Below are 19,803 nucleotides of genomic sequence, written 5' to 3' on the forward strand. Positions count from 1 at the left end.
GGTAGCCGGCCGATCATCCGCGGGTGGGAGTCGCCAAGGCGGGAACGTGGCTACTGTGCGGACATGGGCCGGGACGCTGTCGTGGACTGGGTGATCGCCGTCGGTGTGGCGGCCACCCTGCTGGTGGCCGGGTTGTCCGGACAGCCCAGCACGAACCTCGACCAGCTGGGCCACCTCCTGCTGGTGGCCGGCGGCCTGGTGTTGGTCCCGCGTCGCCGGGCGCCGGTCACCGTGCTGGCCGCGACCGGGTTGTGCGCGCTGGGCTACCAGGCCATCGGGTTCGACGTGCCCGCCGTCGCGTACGTGTTCGCGGTGTATGCGGCCGTGCGGGCGGGACACCGGGGCGTCCCCGTCGCGGCGAGCGTGCTCATGCTGGGTGCTCTCCCGCTCGCGGCCGTCGTCTCGGGCGTGCACGACTCGGGCGCGGCGTTCGCGCAGGCGCGAGGCGCGCTCGAGATCGCGTGGCTGGTCGCCGCCGGGGCGGCGGGTGAGGCGCTGCGGCAGGCCGAGCGGCGGGCGGACGAGGCCGAACGCACCCGCGAGGAGACCGCGCGGCGCCGTGCCGACGAGGAGCGGCTGCACATCGCGCGGGAGTTGCACGACTCGCTCACCCACCAGATCTCGGTCATCACGGTGCAGGCCGAGGTCGCCGTCCACCTGGCCGACAAGCGGGGTGAGCGAGTGCCCGACGCCCTGTTGGTGATCCGGGAGGCCGGGCGCGAGGCGGCACGAGAACTGCGTGCGACGCTGGAAGCGCTGCGCTCCGACGACCGGGACGCGCCACACGGGCTCGACCACGTCCAGGAACTGGTGCGCCGGGCACGGGCGACCGGCCTGGACGCGACGCTGACGATCACGGGGAACCGCGGCGACCTGCCGAACGCGGTGGACCGGACCGCCTACCGGATCGTGCAGGAGTCGCTGACCAACATCGCCCGGCACGCCGCCGCCGCGACCGCGTCGGTCCGGATCGACTACCGGCCCGACGCCCTGGTCATCCGCGTGGATGACGACGGCACGGCCACTTCGGACACCGCGCCGGTGCCCGGTGTCGGGCTGCTCGGGATGGGCGAACGGGTCACGGCGCTTGGCGGTCACCTGCGGGCGGCGCCGCGCGCCGATGGCGGGTTCACCGTCCGCGCCGAACTTCCCGTGGTGCCAGCATCGGTCTCAACGTCGGTCTCATCGTCGGTCTCAACGTCATGATCCGGGTCCTGCTGGTCGACGACCAGCCGCTCATTCGCGGCGGATTCCGCGCGCTGCTCGACATCGAGGACGACATCGAGGTGGTGGCCGAGGCCGCCGACGGCCGCGAGGGCGTGGCGCTGGCCACCGAGCATCTGCCCGACGTCGCGCTCATCGACATCCAGATGCCGGTCGTCGACGGCATCGAGGCCACCCGGCGCATCGCCGAGGACCCGGCCCTGGCCGCGGTGCACGTCGTCATCCTGACCAACTACGGCCTGGACGAGTACGTGTTCCACGCGCTGCGCGCCGGCGCGGCCGGCTTCCTCGTCAAGGACATCCAGCCGGCGGACCTCCTGCACGCCGTCCGCGTGGCCGCGCGCGGCGACGCGCTGCTCGCGCCGTCGATCACCCGCAAGCTGATCACCCGGTACGTCAGCCAACCGCTCGGCACCGGCTTGGGGCTGGCGGAACTCACCAACCGCGAACGCGAGGCCGTCACCCTCGTCGCCCATGGCCTGACCAACGACCAGATCGCCCACCGCATGGTGATCAGCCCGCTGACCGCGAAAACCCACGTCAATCGCGCCATGACCAAGCTCCACGCCCGCGACCGCGCCCAGCTCGTGGTCCTCGCCTACGAATCCGGCCTGGTGACGCCATCCGTCGCCGGCGGGGGGAGCGCGGGTCCCGGTGGCCTGGACCGCCGGGACCCGCGCCCGTGATCAGCCGGCGTCCTGTTCGATGCCGGTCCACTGCTGGTTCGTGCCGGCGGTGCACGAGTACAGCTGGATCCGCGTGCCGTTGGCCGTGCCCGAGCCGACGGCGTCGAGGCACAGGCCCGACTGGGCGTTGGTGATCGTGCCGTTCGCGTTGAGGTTCCACTGCTGGTTCGAGTCGCCGTCGCAGTCCCAGATGACCACCGCGGTGCCGTTGGTCGTGCCGCGGCCGCTCGCGCCGAGACACTTGCTGCCGTACACGGTCAGCTCGTTGCTCGACGTGTAGGACCACAGCTGGTTGGACTGACCGTGGCAGTCCCACAGCTGTACCTGGGTGCCGTTGTTGGTGGTCGCGTTCGGCACGTCAACGCACCGGTCGGCCCCGACCGAGCGCAGCTCGCCGGAACCGACCGGCGGCTCACCGGGGTCGACGCTGTTGAGCGCGTCCAGCACGGCGTTGTAGGCGGACTTCTTGTTGCCGTTGTCGTCGAACAGCAGCGGGTCCTCGCCCTGCCGCCACGAGTCGCTGTCCCGGATGCCCCACACGGTGATGCCGGTGCAGCGGGGCACGGCGAGGCAGGAGCGGGTGACGCTCGCGTACACGGCGGCCTGGTTGGACCCGGAGATGTCCAGCTCGGTGATCTGGACGTCGACGCCGAGGGCGGCGAAGCGCTGCAGGTTGGCCAGGTAGTCGCCGGGCACGGAGTTGCTCAGGTGGGACTGGAACCCGACGCAGTCGATCGGCACGCCGCGGTTCTTGAAGTCGGCGACCATGTTGTAGATGCCGGTGCTCTTGGCGTTGATGCCGTCGGTGTTGTAGTCGTTGTAGCAGAGTTTCGCGTTCGGGTCGGCGGAGCGGGCGGCGCGGAAGGCGGCTTCGATCCAGTCGTTGCCGGTGCGCTGCAGGTTCGAGTCGCGGCGGCCGCCGCTGTTGCCGTCGGCGTAGGCCTCGTTGACCACGTCCCACGAGTGGATCTGGCCGCGGTAGTGGGTGGCGACCTGGGTGACGTGGTTGATCGCCGCCGACCGCAGGTCACTGCCGGACAGGCTCTGTGCCCAGCCGGGCTGCTGCTGGTGCCAGAGCAGTGCGTGGCCGCGTAGGTCCGCGCCCTGGCTGCTGGCCGCGCTGGCGATGCGGTCCCCGTTGCCGTAGTTGAACTGGTTGCGGTTGGGCTCGGTGGCGTCCCACTTCATCTCGTTCTCCGCCGTGATGCTGTTGAACTCACGCCGGAGGATCGTGGAGTACGTGTTGTCGCCCAGCTTGTTGGCCGCGACGGCCGTGCCGAAGTAGCGGCCCGACTGCGCGGCCGCGGCTCCCAGCGTCGACTCCGCCGCCTGCGCGGTGCCGGTGAACACCGACATCAGGCCGGAGACCAGTAACCCGACCACGAGGCATGTCACCGCCGCGATCGGGGTTCTCGGATTGGTTCGATTCATTGCACTTTCCCTTCGGGCACCATTGTCCACAGGGTTTGACAACACAGCGGCGGATATCGCGTACCGCGCGCTCGCCAGGTGGTGTCCTCGTGGCCGAAGGTAGCGAGCCGCTCGACCCCAAGTCAACGTGTCTTCGCGTTTCCATGTGAGCGCTAATGAAGGCCTCGCCGGTGCCGCGGTCGGTGTTGTTGATCTCCAACGCCGTTGCTAGCTGGGAAGATGGTGCGCGGGCAATCTTGGTGGCGAGTCGGTAGGAGTGATCTTTGTGAGCGCGCTCATGATGAAGAAAGACGTGTTCCGAAACGGTGTGGACACGTCGGTCAACACACCGAAAGTTTCGTATTCGGGTCGTGGTCCGTGTGGTTCCGAAATTTTCGCCAAGGGGGTGGTGAATCGATTTCGGGCGAACGGGGCACCCGTTCGCGGGTCGGGCTGACGGCGAACGTGTGCGGCACCGGGGTGGCGGTCGAGGCTCTCGGCCTCGCGGAGACTGTCTCTTGACGGTAGCGCGCTGGGCGGCGGTATGGTGTGAGTCGAGGTCGATGAGTCGGACTCATCCGCCTGGCGTCGCCGTCGGGCCGGTGTGGCGCGGCATGGCGGCTATTCGGGTCTCGTTCTGTCCAATACGTGGCGGAACGGTGGTTCGGCGTGTCTTGGGAGCGCTCCCGATAGCGGTCGACCGGTTTCTTGCGAGAACATTCATTAGCTATGTTCACGATCACTTCTCATTGCATAGAGCACTGAAATTTTCAGTAGAACTTCCAGCTGGGACAGCGGTCTTGTCCTGTTGACGGTGGCGTGTTAGCGTTCACATCAGTAGTGCCTCTAATTTGCCGGAACCTGCTCGGAAGCGGCTCACTGGTGAGCCGTCATTCCGCCGTCAAAGATGATGGGGTTCGTCATGAGCGTTGCGACGCGCGGACATGTCCTGTGGTCGAGGCTCCTCGCCGCCGCGCTCGCCGTGGTGGCGGCGGCCGGGCTGGCGCTCGCCGCGGCGCCCCACCGACCGGTGGCCATGGCCGCGCCGGGGAGTCCGGCCGTCACCCCGCCGTTGGGCTGGAACAGTTGGAACAGCTTCGGGTGCGGCGTCACCGAGTCGTCGGTGCGGCAGGCGGCGGACGCGATGGTCAGTTCGGGGATGCGGGACGCCGGCTACCGGTACGTGGTGGTCGACGACTGCTGGTTCGACCCGCAGCGCGACGCTCAGGGCAACCTGCGTGCCCATCCCACGAAGTTCCCGAGCGGGATGAAGGCGTTGGGGGACTACATCCACAGCCTCGGGTTGAAGTTCGGGATCTACCAGGTGCCGACCGAGCGCACCTGCGCCCAGCGGGTCGGCACCCATCCCGGTTCGACCGGCAGCGCTGGTCACGAGGTGCAGGACGCCACCACGTTCGCCTCGTGGGGTGTGGACTACCTGAAGTACGACTGGTGTTCGCCGGAGGGCACGCGGGATGAGCAGGTGGCCCGGTTCTCGCTGATGCGGGACGCCTTGCGGGCGACCGGCCGGCCGATCGTGTACAGCATCAATCCCAACAGCTTCCACGCGATCACCGGCGACAGGTACAACTGGGGCGCGGTCGCGGACCTGTGGCGGACCACCGAGGATCTGCTGGACATCTGGCAGAACGGGAACGTCAACAGCTACCCGATGGGTGTCGGCAACGTCGTCGACGTGAACGCGCCGCTGGCCGCACAGGCCGGGCCGACGCACTGGAACGACCCGGACATGCTGGTGGTCGGCAGGCCGGGGCTGACGTTGACCGAGTCGCGGTCGCACTTCGCGTTGTGGGCGTTGATGGCCGCGCCGTTGATGGCGGGCAACGACATCCGCACCATGTCCGCCGACGTCTCCTCGGTCCTGCGCAACCCGGGACTGCTGGCGGTGAACCAGGACCCGCTCGGCGCCGGCGGACGGCGGGTGCGCGACGACGGCGACGTCGAGGTGTTCGCCAAGTCGCTGTCGGACGGCTCGGTCGCGGTCGGCCTGTTCAACCGGGGCGGCGGCACCGCCACGATCAGCACCACGGCCGCACAGGCCGGGTTGTCCGGCGGGTCGTTCACGCTGACCGACCTGTGGACCGGCGGTACGTCGTCGACCTCGGGGCAGATCAGCGCGAGCGTGCCCGCGCACGGGGTGGCGGCCTACCGGGTCGCCGGCGGCTCGCCGCTCGACGCGACCACCTCCCGGTTGCGCGGCTCGGGGTCGAACCGGTGCCTGGACGTGGACGGCGCCGCGACCGCCGCCGGGACCACCGCGCTCGTCTGGGACTGCCACACGGCGGCGAACCAGTCCTGGACCTCCTGGGCGAACGGTGAGCTCCGGGTCTTCGGCGACAAGTGCCTCGACGCGGACAACCAGGGCACCGCCAACGGCACCCGGGTGATCATCTGGTCCTGCAACGGCCAGGCCAACCAACGCTGGACCTTCTCCTCGGACGGATCCGTGCGCAACGTCCACTCGGGACTCTGCCTGGACGTCGACCAGGCGGGCACCGCGAACGGCACCGCGACCATCCTGTGGACCTGCAACGGTCAGGCCAACCAGCGGTGGGTGCGCGCCTGAACGGCGGAGCCGGGAATCCTTCTTCTTCAACTTTCCTTCAACGACGAAAAGAGAGTTGCGATGACCACCGGAACACGCGCGTTGAGCGCCCGTATCAGGGCCGTCACCGCCGCCATCGCCACCGCGGGACTCGCGGCGGCCGGGCTCGTGTTGTCCGCGACGCCCGCGAGCGCGGCGGACACGCTCGGCGCGGCCGCGGCACAGACCGGCCGGTACTTCGGGGCCGCGGTCGTGCCGAACCTGCTGAACGACTCCTCGTACTCGGGCACGCTGAGCCGTGAGTTCAACAGCGTCGTGGCCGAGAACGCGATGAAGTGGGACGCCACCGAGCCCAACCGCAACCAGTTCAGCTACGGCGGCGGCGACCAGATCGTCAACTACGCCCGCGCCCGTGGCATGAGCGTGCGTGGCCACGCCCTGCTCTGGCACGCACAGCAGCCCGGCTGGACGGCGAGCCTGTCGGGCAGTGACCTGCGGTCGGCGATGATCAACCACGTCACCCAGGTCGCCGCTCACTACCGCGGCCAGATCCACTCGTGGGATGTGGTCAACGAGGCGTTCGCCGACGGCAACAGCGGCGGCCGGCGGGACTCGAACCTGCAGCGCACCGGCAACGACTGGATCGAGGCCGCGTTCCGCGCCGCCCGCAGCGCCGACCCGAACGCCAAGCTCTGCTACAACGACTACAACACCGACGGCATCAACGCCAAGAGCACCGGCATCTACAACATGGTCGCCGACTTCAAGAACCGCGGCGTGCCGATCGACTGCGTCGGTATCCAGAGCCACCTCGGTTCGAACTCCAACCTCAGCAGCTACCAGGCGAACCTGCAGCGCTTCGCCGACCTCGGCGTCGACCTGCAGATCACCGAGCTGGACGTCGGCGGCTCCGGCTCCGCGCAGGCGAACGTGTACGGGCAGGTCACCCGGGCGTGCATGGCGGTCGCCCGCTGCACCGGCATCACCACGTGGGGGATCACCGACCGGTACACCTGGCGTCCCAACGACACCCCACTGCTGTTCGACTCGAACTACCAGAAGAAGCAGGCATACCAGGCCGTGCTGGACGCGCTCAACGGCGGCGGCAGCGAGAACCCGGGAACGGGCACGCCGATGCGCGCGGTCGCCGCGAACCGGTGCCTGGACGTGCCGAACCAGACCACCGCGACCGGGACCCAGCTGAACATCTGGGACTGCAACGGTCAGCCCAACCAGCTGTGGAACTACACCTCGGCCAACGAGCTGACCGTCTACTCCGGAAACTCGTTGCGCTGCCTCGACGCGTCGGGCGCGGGGACGGCCAACGGCACGCCGGCGATCATCTGGACCTGCCACGGCGGCGCCAACCAGAAGTGGACCCGCAACGGGGACGGCACCATCACCAACGTCCAATCAGGACTGTGCCTGGAGGTCAGCGGCAGCGCCACCGCCAACGGCGCCACGGCCCAGCTGTGGAGCTGCACGGGCGGGGCCAACCAGCGCTGGGCCACCCAGTGAGCCGGGTACCGGTGGACGGAGCCGCGCGATGCCGGACCTGACGCGCAGACAGGCGCTGCTGCTTGGCGCGGGTGCTGTGCTGACGAGCGCCGGGTGGACGGCGACCGCCCGCGCCGACTCGGTGGCGCCGGCGGACGTGCGTGCCGCCGGCGACCTCGCGCTGTGGTACGACGAGGCGGCCGGCTCGGACTGGCTGCGCGCGTTGCCGGTCGGCAACGGCCGCCTCGGCGCCATGGTGTTCGGCAACACCGACACCGACCGGTTGCAGCTCAACGAGGACACGGTCTGGGCCGGCGGTCCGCACGACTACGCCAACCCGGGCGGCGCCGGCGCGCTCGGGCAGATCCGGCAGCTGGTGTTCGCCAACCAGTGGGGCCAGGCGCAGAGCCTGATCGACCAGACGATGCTGGGCAGCCCGGCGGCCCAGCTGCCCTACCAGCCGGTCGGTGACCTCCGGCTCACCCTGCCCGGCAACAGCGGCGTGTCCGGGTACGAGCGCTGGCTCGACCTCACCACGTCGACGTCGGTGGTGACCTACGTCGCGAACGGGGTGCGGCACCGGCGCGAGGTCTTCGCGAGCGCGCCGGACCAGGTCATCGTGGTGCGGCTGACGGCGGAGACCGCCGGCTCGGTGTCGTTCTCGGCCGCGTTCAGCAGTCCGCAGCGGGCCACCACCTCGAGCCAGGACGGCACGACGATCGGCCTGGACGGCGTCTCCGGCGACGCGCGCGGCATCTCCGGTTCGGTGCGGTTCCTCGCGCTGGCCAGGGCGATCGCCGATGGCGGGAGCGTCAGCAGCTCCGGCGGCACGCTGCGGGTCACCGGCGCCACCGCGGTGACCCTGCTGGTGTCCATCGGCACCAGCTACGTGGACTACCGGACGGTGAACGGCGACTACCAGGGCCTCGCGCGGTCCCGGCTGACCGCGGCCCAGTCCAGCGCCTACGACACCCTGCGCGCCCGGCACGTCGCCGACTACCAGGCGCTGTTCGACCGGGTGACGATCGACCTCGGGCGCACGTCGGCGGCCGACCAGCCGACCGACGTGCGGATCGCCCGGCACGGCTCGGTCGACGACCCGCAGTTCTCCGCGCTGCTGTTCCAGTACGGCCGGTACCTGCTGATCTCCTCGTCCCGGCCGGGCACCCAGCCGGCGAACCTGCAGGGCATCTGGAACGACCAGCTGAGCCCGCCGTGGGACTCGAAGTACACGATCAACGCCAACCTGCCGATGAACTACTGGCCGGCCGACACGACCAACCTCGGCGAGTGCCTGCGGCCGGTGTTCGGCATGCTCGGCGACCTGGCGGTCACCGGGGCGCGCACCGCGCAGGCGCAGTACGGCGCGTCCGGCTGGGTCACCCACCACAACACCGACGCGTGGCGGGGCACGTCGGTGGTGGACGGCGCGTTCTGGGGCATGTGGCAGACCGGTGGGGCGTGGCTCGCCTCGCTGGTCTGGGACCACTACCGGTTCACCGGTGACGTCGAGTTCCTGCGGGCGAACTACCCGGCGGTGAAGGGCGCGACCCAGTTCTTCCTCGACACGCTGGTGACCGAGCCCAGCCTGGGGACGCTGGTGACCAACCCGTCGAACTCGCCGGAACTGGCCCACCACTCGGGGGTCAGCGTGTGCGCGGGCCCCACGATGGACCTGCAGATCCTGCGTGACCTGTTCGACGGCTGTGCCGACGCGAGCGAGGTGCTCGGCGTGGACTCCAGCTTCCGCACCCAGGTCCGGTCGGCCAGGCAACGGCTGGCGCCGATGAAGGTCGGCGCGCGCGGCAACCTCCAGGAATGGCTCTATGACTGGGTCGAGACCGAGCCGAACCACCGGCACGTCTCGCACCTGTACGGCCTGCACCCCAGCAACCAGATCACCCGGCGCGGCACCCCGGCCCTGTTCGAGGCCGCCCGCCGCACGCTGGAACTGCGTGGCGACGCCGGCACCGGCTGGTCGCTCGCCTGGAAGATCAACTTCTGGGCGCGGATGGAGGAGGGCGCGCGGGCACACCAGCTGGTCCGCGACCTGGTCACCACCGACCGGCTCGCGCCCAACATGTTCGACCTGCACCCGCCGTTCCAGATCGACGGCAACTTCGGCGCCACGTCGGGCATCGCGGAGATGCTGCTGCACAGCCACAACGGCGAGCTGCACGTGTTGCCAGCGCTGCCGTCTGCCTGGCCGACGGGGAGCGTCACCGGCCTGCGCGGCCGGGGCGGGCACACCGTCGGCGCGGCGTGGTCGGCCGGCCGGATCACCGAGCTGACCGTCACGCCCGACCGGGCGGGCACCGTCCGGATCCGCAGCCGGCTGTTCACCGGCACCTGGGAGCTGCGCGACACGACGACCGGAACCGTGGTCACGCCGACGAAGCCGGAGAGCGACCTGGTCGAGTTCACCGTCGCGGCCGGACACGGCTACCGCGCGGCAGGTGAGGAGTCGGACTCGGTGGTGGAGCCCGGCGTGTACTACCGGCTCGTCGCCCAGCACAGCGGAAAGCTCGCCGACATCAGCGGAGTGTCCACATCGGCCGGTGCGCTGCTGCACCAGTGGGCGGCGACCGGCGGCACCAACCAGCAGTTCGACTTCCTCGACGCCGGCGACGGCTTCTACCGGATCCGGGCGCGGCACAGCGGCCTCGTGCTGCAGGCCGTGAGCGCGAGCAGCGGCGCCGACATCGCCCAACAGTCCGACACCGGGGCCACGGGCCAGCAGTGGCGGGTGGTCGACCACGGCGGTGGCGTGGTCAGCCTCGTCAACCGGCTGAGCGGTCTCGCGGCGGACGTGTGGTCGGCGGCGACCACCGACGGCGCCCGCATCGCCCAGTGGACGGTCACCGGTGCGGCGAACCAGAGATTCCAGCTCCAACGCGTCTAGCAAGGGAGGTATGTGATGGGAGAACGCAGATCCTGGTTCGGGTCGGCCGCGGTCGCCGCGCTTCTCGTCCTGGCGGCGTTCGTGCCGGCGCCCGCGTCAGCCGAGGACGTCGGTGCCGGGGAGGTTGGTGCCGAGGACGTCGGTGCCGCCGCGTGCGGGTCGGCGCCCACGCTGACCAGCGGCACGCACACGATCCAGAGCAGCGGGCAGAACCGCAGCTACATCCTGCGCCTGCCGGCGAACTACGACCAGAACCACCAGTACCGGCTGTTCTTCGGCTTCCACTGGCTCAACGGCACCGCGAACGACGTCGACTCCGGCGGGTCCGACGGGTACAACTGGTCCTACTACGGGCTGCGGCGGCTCGCGGACAGCACGAACAACGGCACGATCTTCGTGGCGCCACAGGGACTCAACAACGGCTGGGCCAACTCCGGCGGCCAGGACGTGACGCTCGTCGACGACATCCTGCGGCAGTTGCAGGCGGGACTGTGCATCGACTCGACGCAGATCTTCGCCGGCGGGTTCAGCTACGGCGGCGGCATGAGCTATGCGTTGGCGTGCACCAGGGCCAGCGTCTTCCGCGCGGTGGCCGTCTACTCGGGAGCGCAGCTGAGCGGATGCGCTGGCGGTAGCCAGCCGATCGCCTACCTTGGCATCCACGGCCTCAGCGACAACGTGCTCAACATCTCCCTCGGCCGGGGCCTGCGGGACACGTTCGTCCGCAACAACGGCTGCACCGCGCAGAACCCTCCAGAACCGGCACCGGGCAGCCGGGGGCACGTGGTCACCGCGTACTCGGGGTGCCGGGCCGGGTATCCGGTCGTGTGGGCGGCGTTCGACGGCGGCCACACCCCGGGCCCGATCGACGGCGGCGGCGACGGCTGGCAGACTTGGACCTCCGCCGAGGTGTGGCGGTTCGTCACCCAGTTCCAGAGCAGTGATCCCGATCCTGATCCCGACCCCGATCCCGAGCCGGGCGCCTGCCGGGTCACTGACACGATCAACGCCTGGAACAACGGCCTCACCGCGGAAATCACGATCACCAACACCGGCACCACCGCGGTGTCCAGCTGGTCGCTGGTCTTCACCCTGCCATCGGGCCAGACGATCACCTCCGGGTGGAACGCGAGCTTCTCGCCGACGTCCGGACAGGTGACGGCCAGGAACGCGGCCCACAACCCGGGTATCGCCCCGGGCGCGTCGGTCAGCATCGGCTTCCAGGCCAGTCACACCGGCAACGCCGGCGCGCCGACCACCTTCGCGCTGAACGGCTCGTCCTGCGCGGTCGCGTGAGGACGGTCAGCCCTTGATGGCGCCGGACGCCAGCCCCCCGACGAGCTGGCGTTCGGCGACCGCGTAGAACGCCAGCGCGGGCACCATCGCGAGCGACACGTACGCGAGCACGCGCGCGGTGTCCACTCCGTACTGTCCGTGGAACTGGGTGACGCCGACCGGGATGGTCCAGGAGTCCGGGTCGTTGAACACGATGAGCGGCAGCATGAAGTTGTTCCAGCTGGCCACGATCGCGAGCACGGACACGGTGGCGAGGGCCGGACGGGCCATGGGCAGCAGGATGCGCCAGAAGAAGCCGAAGGGGCCGCAGCCGTCGAGCGTCGCCGACTCCTCCAGCTCGGCCGGGATCGCGCGGAAGAACGCTCGCAGGATGATGATCGTCACCGGTAGCCCGAACGCGGCCTGGGGGAGGATCACGCCGAGCGGGTTGTCCAGCAGGTCCAGCTCGCGCAGCAGCACGTAGAGCGGCAGGATCGCCACGGCGAACGGGAACATCAGGCCGATCGCGAACATGGTCGCCAGCAGCTCCCGGCCGCGGAAGGCGAAGCGGGCGAACACGTAGGCGGCCATGGCCGCGACGCCGACCACGACGACCGTGCCGGCGAGCGCGATGTAGGTGCTGTTCCACAGTGGACGCCAGAACTCCGGCGAGGTGAGGATGCCGGTGTAGTTCTCCACCACCCAGGGCGAGGGCAGGCCGAACGGGCTGGTGGACAGCTGCCCGTTGTCCTTGAACCCGCCGATGACCCCGAACGCGATCGGCACCAGCACGAACAGCCCGATCACGGTCACCAGCAGGTAGCGCACCACCGAGAGCAGGGGCGCCGCGCGGGTGGTGGCTGGCTTGGGCCTCATCGGCGCTCCCGCATGGTGGTCACGGCTCCCTCGATGTCACGGCGCATGACCAGTCGCTGGTAGGCCAGCGCGAAGACCATGCTGATCAGGAACATCACGACGCTGATGGCGGTGCCGTAGCCGACCTCGGAACGGGCGTAGCCGTAGTCGAACATGGTGACCGCCATCGTCTCCGAGCCGTGGACCGGCCCGCCCCTGGTGAGCACCCACACCAGGTCGAACAGCTGGATGGTGCCGATGACCGACAGGAACACGCTGATCCGGATGGTCGGCCCGAGCAGGGGCAGGGTGACGTGCCGGAAGACCTGCCACGGCGACGCACCGTCCACAGTGGCCGCCTCGAGCAGCTCAGCCGGGATGGCCTGCCGGCCGGCCAGGTAGAGGATCATGTGGAAGCCGAAGTACTTCCACGTCATCACGAAGAACAGCGAGTACAGCACGGTGTCCGGGTCGGCGAGCCACATGCCGCCGAGCTCCTCGAGCCCGACCAGGCCGAGCAGGTGGTTGGCCAGCCCGCGGTTGGGCGAGAAGACCATGGTGAACAGCACGCCCGCGATCACCTCGGACAGCACGAACGGCGCGAAGAACAGGACCCGGAACACCGACCGGCCGCGGAAGCGCTGGTGGAGCAGCAACGCGATGCCGAGCGCGAGCGGCAGCTGGAGGCCGAGCGTCAGCACGATCAGCACCAGGCCGCGGCGCAGGTCACCGAGGAACACCGGGTCGTCGAACAGCCGGGTGAAGTTGTCCAGGCCGATGAACTCGCTCGGCGGGCCGCCGAGACCGTTCCAGCGGAACGTGCTGGTGTACCCGGCGATCACGATCGGCGCGAGCACCAGCAGGCCGAACAGCACCACCGCCGGCAGCAGGAAGAGCACGATCGTCCACAGCCGACTCCTGGCCGTGGCTCGCCTGTCCACAACCGGTCCGACCCGTCGGCGCACGGGCCGGACCGGTTGGGCGTCAGGCATTCCGTGCGGACTCGGTGACTGCACCGGCGACGTCCGCGGGGGTCATCTCCCCGGCGATCAGTGCGGCGACACTGTCGTTCACGGTCTGCCCGACGGTCGGGGGGTAGGCCTGGTCAAGGTACAGCTGGAATCCCGTTGCCCCGGCCACCGTCTCCGCGACCACGCGCTGGTTCGCGTCGCTGATCGCGTCGTCGGTGCCCACGACCACAGGCAGGACCCCGCCCGTGGACACCGTCTCGCGATGGTTGTCGGCCGACAGCAGGAACCTCAGGAAGTCGACCGCCTCGTCCGGCGCGTCCCGGCCCACCGCGAACCCGCCGCCCCCGCCCATGATGTCGGTCGTCGCGCCCCGGCCGCCATCGACCGAGGGGAACGGGAAGAACGCGACGCCGTCCCCGAGGCCCTTGCCCGACTGCTCACGTTGCTGGGTCGGCGCCCACTGGCCCATGAGCTCCATGGCGGCCTGGCCGTTGCCCATGGTCGCCGCCTGCCCGTCCGGTCCGTCGTAGGCGGCGCCGAGGAAACCGTGCTGGAACGGTTGCAGGTCGACCAGTTCCTTGAGCAGACTCCCGGCGCGGACGAACGCCTCGCCGCTGAAGTCCTTGTCCGCCTCGGCCTGCCTGAGCCCGTCGACGCCCGCGACGCGCATCGCGAGGTAGGTCCAGTAGTAGTGGCCGGGCCACTTGGCGCCGCCGGCGAGCGCGATCGGCGTGATGCCCGCCGACTTGAGTGTCCGCACCGTGTCGAGCAACTCGTCCCAGGTGGCCGGCGGGGCGGCGATGTCCGCCTGCTCGAAGAGGGACTCGTTGTACCAGAAGCCGACCATGCCCATGTCGTAGGGCACGGCGTAGGTCTTCCCGTCGAGTTGGTACGGCTCGAGCGCGGTCGGCACCAGCGTGTCGTGCCACGGCGCGATGTCGGCGGTGATGTCCCTGACCAGCCCGGCCTCGATCTGCTGGCGCAGCACCCCGCCGCCCCACGTCTGGAAGATGTCCGGCGCCTCACCGGACTGGGTCACCGTCGTCAGCCGCGCCTTGAACGCCTCGTTCTCGATCGGCTGGATGTCGAACTCGACACCGGCGTGGTCGCGCTGGTACCGGTCCGCGAGGTCCTGCCAGATGGGCAGCATCGGGTTGACGTTCTGGATGTGCCACCAGCTGATGGCATCGCCGTCCTCGTCGTCGCCGCCGCACGCGGTGAGCGCGACCGCCGCCGCGCCCAGCGTGCCGAGGAACGCCCGGCGCGACAGCGGTGTGCCCGCTGTCATGCCGGCACCGCCTTGTCCAGTAACGCCATGAACGCGCGGGACCACTCCGGCAGGTCCGGCCATCCCCGGCAGGAGACCATGTTGGCGTCCACGACGTCCGGCCCGTCGACGAAGGTGGCGCCCGCCTGTTCCACGTCGGTCCTCAGTGGCGGGAAGGCCGCGGTGGTGCGGCCGCGCAGGAGTCCCAGCGCGGCGGGCACCTGCGGACCGTGGCAGATCGTGCCGACCGGGAGCCCGTGGCTGAAGAAGTGCCGGACGATCCGCGCCACGTCGGGATCGGTACGGATGTACTCCGGCGCGCGCCCGCCCGGGATGACCAGCCCGTCGTAGTCCTTCGGGTCCACGTCGGCGAACGCCAGGTCCACGGGCAGCAGGTGACCGGGTTTCTCGGTGTAGGCGTCACAGTCCGGCTCGAAGTCGTGCACCACCAGCTTCACCGGCCGGGTCGTCAGCGCGGCGACGACCGCCTCGTGTCCGCCTTCGCGCAGGCGGAACACCGGGTACATCGAGTCCAGTTCCTCGGCGGCGTCGCCGGTCAGGATCAGCACACGTGCCATGTCGTCCCTTTCACCTTCGGGGTCAGGAGAATGTCCAGCGCTGGTTGGCGCCGCCGTGGCAGCTCCAGATGATCAGCTGGGTGCCGTTGGCCGACGACCCGCCGTTGGCGTCCAGGCACTTGCCGGAGCCGCTGTTGACCAGCGAGCCGTTCGCCTGCTGGGCCCAGTTCTGGCTCCCGGCGCCGGTGCAGGTGGACAGCTGCACCGCGGCGCCGTCTCCGGTGCCGGCGGCGGTCAGGCACTTTCCCAGCGAGCGCAGGGTGTTCCCGGTGCGGGTCCACTGCTGGTTGGTGCCACCGTTGCAGCTCCACAGCTGGACCCGGGTGCCGTCCGCGGCGCTGCCGCCGGAGACGTCGACGCAGGTGCCGCCCGCACCGGTGATCTGGCCGCCGGTCGGCGTGCCGCCACCGAGCTCCTTGATCCGGATGTTGCGGAAGGAGACGTCGTCGCCGGTGCCGTGGTTCTGGATGCCGATGTGCCCGGAGGTCAGCGAGCGGGCCGGGTCGGTGTTGGTGAAGTCGTTGACCTTGACGCCGTTGAGGTACACCTGCAGGCGCTCGCCCTCCACCAGTGCCTCGAAGGTGTTCCACTCGCCGGGTGGGTTGAGCGCGGCGTCCCTGGCGGCGGTGTCCGGCGCCTGGAAACCGTAGACCGCGCCGGTGGTGCGGTCCGCCGAGTCGGTGGCGTCGATCTGGACCTCGTGGCCCTCGTTCAGGGACGTGTTCGGGTCGGAGCTGGCCGGGAAGCCGAGCAGCACACCGGAGTTGTCGTCGCCGGCCAGCCGCCAGTCCAGCTTCAGCGAGTAGGCGCCGAACTCCTTGGTGCTGTACCAGAACGTGCCCAGCCCGCCGGACGAGCTGAGCGTGGCGTCGCTGTTGGTGAACCCGCCTGGCCCGGCCTGGGACCAGCCGGTGGTGGCGCCGTTGTAGAGGGTGGTGTAGCCGGTCTCCGGCCGGCAGTCCGCGTTCGTCCTGCTCGCCGCGTAGCGGATGCCGCCCAGCACGAGCGACCGGAACGCGGACTCGGAGTAGCTCGCCTGGGTGTGGCCCCCGCCGGTGTAGAACGACCGTCCACCTTGGACTACCTGGCACCAGGTGTGCGGGTGGTCGGCGCCCATCGTGCCGCCGGAGTAGGTGGACTCGTCGAGGGTGGCGAGCACCCTGGCGCTGGACCGGGCGTTGCTGCGGAAGTCGTACCACTCGTCGGTGCGCACCCAGGACGTGCCGAGGTGCTGGGTGGCCTGGTGTGCCCGGTTCTCCACCCGCACGGTCGCCTGCTGGATGGCGGGGTGGGCGGAGAAGTACGCGCCGACCAGCTGCCCGTAGAACGACCAGCCGTACTCGGTGTCGGCGGCCGAGTGGATGCCGACATATCCGCCGCCGCCCCGGATGTAGGACTCGAACGCGCTCTGCTGGGAGTCGTTGAGCACGTCGCCGGTGGTGTTGAGGAACACCACCGTCTCGAACTGGGCGAGGGTCGAGGTGGTGAACCGGGACGAGTCCTCGGTCGCGGTCACCGTGAAGTTGTTGGCCGCGCCAAGATCCCGGATCAGCTGGATGCCGGTGGGGATCGCGTCGTGCCGGAAGCCGGCGGTCTTGGAGAACACCAGCACGTCGTAGGGTTCGTCGGCGGCACTCGCCGACGGGCTCACGCCGACCGTGAGCGCGGCGAGCGCGGCGGCGGTCGCGGCGAGCGCGCGCCGGGTGCGGGATCGGGTCATCTCATCGCCTCCTGGGACGACATCAAGGACGACATCTAGGACAACGTCCATCGTTGGTTGGCGCCGCCGTTGCAGGTCCAGATGATCAGTTGGGTGCCGTCGGCCGAGGTGGCGCCGTACGCGTCGAGGCACTTGCCGCCCGCGGTGCGGATGGTGCCGTCGGACTGCGCGGTCCAGTTCTGGGCCGTGGCGCCGGTGCAGGTGGACAGTTGCACCACGGCGCCGTCCGCGGTGCCGGCCGTGGTCAGGCACTTTCCCAACGCTCGCAGGGTGTTCCCGTCCCGGGTCCACTGCTGGTTGGTGCCACCGTTGCAGGTCCACAGCTGGACCGGGGCGCCGTCGGTGGTGCTGCCGCCGTCGACGTCGACGCACTTGCCGTCGAGGCCGGTGATCCTGCCGGCGGCGCCGCCGGAGGACGCGCCGAAGGTGAAGGCGTCCACATCGAACAGGAAGCCGCTGCCGCCGGTGAACGTGAGGTACACCGTCGACGTGCCGGCCGGCACGTTCGACAGGGTGGTGGTCACCTCGGTGAAGCTGTCCCAGCCGCCGGTGCTCGGCACGGTCACCGAGCCGAGGACGGTGCCGGTCGACGACCCGGTCCGCACCGACAGCGTGCCGCCGGAGGCGCCGGAGGAGACCCGGGCGGCGAACCGGGTCTCGCCGCCGAGCGCGTAGGGCCGGAACGCGATCCAGTCGCCGTTGTGGATGTCGCCGACCGTCCGGCCGCCCTCGGCGGCCGACTTGTCGTACTGCACGGTGCCCGACTGGCTGGTGTGGTGCTCGGCCTGGCGGTGCCGCAGCTGCAACGTGTGCTGGGTGTGGGTGGTCAGCGCCGGCTGGCCGTTCGCGCCGCCGTCGGTGTACTCGGCGTCGAACACCGCGAACAGGTTCGCGGCCGTGTCGTGCTCGCCGTCGACCGGGATCCTTATGCTGCCGGCACATCCGGTGGCCGTGGTGATCAGGTGGCCGTGGTCGTCGTGACCGAGCAGATAGGACAGTTTCACCCGCGAGCAGTCGATCGCGCTGTCCTCGGGGTCGGTCGCGGTGATCGTGTACGGCACGGTGTCGCCGAAGGAGAACAGGGTGCCGTCGGCGGGGGTGGTCAGCGTGACCGTCGGCGCGGTGTTGCCGACCGTGATGGTCACGTTCGCGGTCGCGGTGAGCCCCTGCGGGTCGGTCACCGTGAGCGACGCGGTGCGCTGGCCGTTGCTGGAGTAGGTCTTCGTCGGGTTCGCCGAGGTCGACGTGCTGCCGTCGCCGAAGTTCCACTGGTAGGACAGCGTGCCGCTCTCCGGGTCGGTGGAGCCCGCCGAGGAGAAGTTCACCGTCAGCGGCGCGGTCCCGGATGTCTTGTCGGCGCTCGCCCGCGCGGTCGGCGCCTGGTTGCCCGACGGGTTGTACTCGATGCGATAGAGCGCGGACTCGGAGTTGCCGCTGCCCCAACCGGTACCGTAGTCCAAGACGTACAGTGCGCCGTCCGGACCGAACGCGGTGTCCATGACCTGGGTGCCGCGCCACGGGAAGTCGTTGATCTGCCCCGGCGAGCCGTCGGAGTTCACGTCGACGACCTTCAGCCAGCGCCTGCCGAACTCGGACAGGAAGACGTGCCCGTCCAGCGCGGCGGGGAACTTGACCGTCGAGGGGTTGGCCGCGTCGTAGCGGTAGACCACACCGCCCATCGGCGACTCCGAGCCGCAGCCGAACGCCGAGAACGAGCAGTTGTCGTAGTTGATCCACGCCGCGCGGGCGGCCGGCAGCGTGCTCTGCCCGCTGTTGTTGGGGGAGTTGTTGTTCGGGGCGGCGCAGTTGAACCGGTTGCCGGACGGCCCGGACGGGAACGTGTAGTCCACATAGGTCTCGGCGGTGGTGTTCTTGCCGGTGCAGTACGGCCAGCCGTAGTTGCCGGCCGAGGTGATCCGGTTGAACTCCACCTGCCCGCCTGGTCCCCTGCTGTTGTTCGCGCTGCCCGCGTCCGGCCCGTAGTCGCCGAGGTAGAGCACCCCGGTGGCCTTGTCGACGCCGAACCGGAACGGGTTGCGCAGGCCCATCGCGTAGATCTCCGGCCGGGTGCCGGAGGTGCCCTGCGCGAACAGGTTGCCCGACGGGATCGAGTAAGAGCCGTTGGCGTTCACCTTGATCCGCAACACCTTGCCGCGCAGGTCGTTGGTGTTGCCCGCGCTGCGCTGCGCGTCGTAGGCCGGGTTGCGCCCGGAGCGCTCGTCGATCGGGGTGTAGCCGGCGGAGTCGAACGGGTTGGTGTCGTCGCCGGTGGACAGGTACAGGTTGCCGGCCGCGTCGAAGTCGATGTCGCCGCCGACGTGGCAGCACATGCCCCGGCTGGTCGGCACGTCGAGCACGGTCACCTGGCTCGCGGTGTTCAGCGTGTAGTCGGAGTTGAGGGTGAACCGGGACAACCGGTTCACCCCGTTCCACGCCGAGAAGTCCGAGCCGGACGCCGGCGCGTCACCGCCCGGAGTGGACAGTGGTGGCGCGTAGTACAGGTAGATGAACCGGTTGCTGGCGAAGCCGGGGTCCACCCCGACGCCCTGCAGCCCCTCCTCGTCGTGGGTGTAGACCGACAGGGTGCCGATCACGCTGGTCACGCCGGCCGAGGTGGTCCTGCGCAGCACGCCGTTGCGCGCGGTGTGCACCACCGAGCGGTCCGGCAGTACGGCCATCGACATCGGCTCGCCGACCTCGCCGACGCCGCGCGCCAGCTCGATCTGCTTGAAGTCGTCCGGGTTCACCGGGTGCGCGGCCGCGGGTGCCGCCGAGGTGACCGCGGGGAGGACGACGCTCGCCGCGACCAGCGCGGCCGCCATGGTCAGTCTCAGTCTCATGTGGACACCGGT

13 protein-coding genes are annotated in these 19,803 nt (G+C 70.0%); 6 read left to right on the forward strand and 7 right to left on the reverse strand.

Annotated features, from left to right (window positions below):
* The first annotated feature begins 63 nt into the window (after positions 1-63).
* The gene (locus tag ACYVIP_RS16865) at positions 64-1,206 is read left to right on the forward strand and encodes a sensor histidine kinase (RefSeq protein WP_460397209.1); all 1,143 of its coding nucleotides are present in this window, start codon (positions 64-66) and stop codon (positions 1,204-1,206) included.
* A complete protein-coding gene (locus ACYVIP_RS16870) occupies positions 1,203-1,910 on the forward strand; it encodes a response regulator (protein ID WP_460397211.1) in 708 nt (235 codons plus the stop codon). Before ACYVIP_RS16865 ends, ACYVIP_RS16870 begins: the two co-directional genes overlap by 4 nt.
* Here ACYVIP_RS16870 and ACYVIP_RS16875 read toward each other — a convergent pair whose 3' ends face one another.
* The gene (locus ACYVIP_RS16875) at positions 1,911-3,341 is read right to left on the reverse strand and encodes an endo-1,4-beta-xylanase (protein WP_460397213.1); all 1,431 of its coding nucleotides are present in this window, start codon (positions 3,339-3,341) and stop codon (positions 1,911-1,913) included.
* Between the two features lie 901 nt (positions 3,342-4,242).
* Between ACYVIP_RS16875 and ACYVIP_RS16880 the strand changes: the two genes are divergently transcribed.
* From ACYVIP_RS16880 to ACYVIP_RS16895, 4 genes are read left to right on the forward strand one after another with little or no spacing between them, the layout of a single operon-like run.
* A complete protein-coding gene (locus tag ACYVIP_RS16880) occupies positions 4,243-5,907 on the forward strand; it encodes a glycoside hydrolase family 27 protein (RefSeq protein ID WP_460397215.1) in 1,665 nt (554 codons plus the stop codon).
* A 60-nt stretch (positions 5,908-5,967) separates the two neighbouring features.
* Complete coding sequence (locus tag ACYVIP_RS16885; RefSeq protein WP_460397217.1) at positions 5,968-7,404, forward strand: endo-1,4-beta-xylanase; 1,437 nt, start codon at positions 5,968-5,970, stop codon at positions 7,402-7,404.
* Between the two features lie 28 nt (positions 7,405-7,432).
* Complete coding sequence (locus tag ACYVIP_RS16890) at positions 7,433-10,285, forward strand: glycosyl hydrolase family 95 catalytic domain-containing protein (protein ID WP_460397219.1); 2,853 nt, start codon at positions 7,433-7,435, stop codon at positions 10,283-10,285.
* 15 nt (positions 10,286-10,300) lie between these two features.
* Entirely contained in the window at positions 10,301-11,581 is a 1,281-nt protein-coding gene (locus ACYVIP_RS16895) for a CE1 family esterase (RefSeq protein WP_460397221.1), read from the forward strand.
* Between the two features lie 6 nt (positions 11,582-11,587).
* Here ACYVIP_RS16895 and ACYVIP_RS16900 read toward each other — a convergent pair whose 3' ends face one another.
* From ACYVIP_RS16900 to ACYVIP_RS16925, 6 genes are read right to left on the reverse strand one after another with little or no spacing between them, the layout of a single operon-like run.
* On the reverse strand, positions 11,588-12,436 hold the full coding sequence (locus ACYVIP_RS16900; protein ID WP_460397223.1) for a carbohydrate ABC transporter permease: 849 nt from the start codon (positions 12,434-12,436) through the stop codon (positions 11,588-11,590).
* Positions 12,433-13,356 carry a carbohydrate ABC transporter permease gene (locus tag ACYVIP_RS16905; protein WP_460397225.1) on the reverse strand — a complete coding sequence of 308 codons (924 nt, stop codon included), beginning with the start codon at positions 13,354-13,356 and terminating at the stop codon, positions 12,433-12,435. Before ACYVIP_RS16905 ends, ACYVIP_RS16900 begins: the two co-directional genes overlap by 4 nt.
* A 43-nt stretch (positions 13,357-13,399) precedes the next feature.
* A complete protein-coding gene (locus ACYVIP_RS16910; RefSeq protein WP_460397227.1) occupies positions 13,400-14,674 on the reverse strand; it encodes an extracellular solute-binding protein in 1,275 nt (424 codons plus the stop codon).
* A complete protein-coding gene (locus ACYVIP_RS16915) occupies positions 14,671-15,231 on the reverse strand; it encodes a DJ-1/PfpI family protein (protein ID WP_460397229.1) in 561 nt (186 codons plus the stop codon). The genes ACYVIP_RS16910 and ACYVIP_RS16915 overlap by 4 nt, the downstream gene beginning before the upstream one ends.
* 22 nt (positions 15,232-15,253) lie before the next feature.
* Positions 15,254-16,951, reverse strand: a complete 1,698-nt coding sequence (locus ACYVIP_RS16920) for a ThuA domain-containing protein (protein ID WP_460397231.1) — start codon at positions 16,949-16,951, stop codon at positions 15,254-15,256.
* Positions 16,952-16,986: 35 nt separating this feature from the next.
* Positions 16,987-19,791, reverse strand: a complete 2,805-nt coding sequence (locus tag ACYVIP_RS16925; protein WP_460397233.1) for a PQQ-dependent sugar dehydrogenase — start codon at positions 19,789-19,791, stop codon at positions 16,987-16,989.
* Between the last annotated feature and the right edge of the window lie 12 nt (positions 19,792-19,803).

It is taken from the genome of Actinophytocola sediminis (assembly GCF_054779715.1).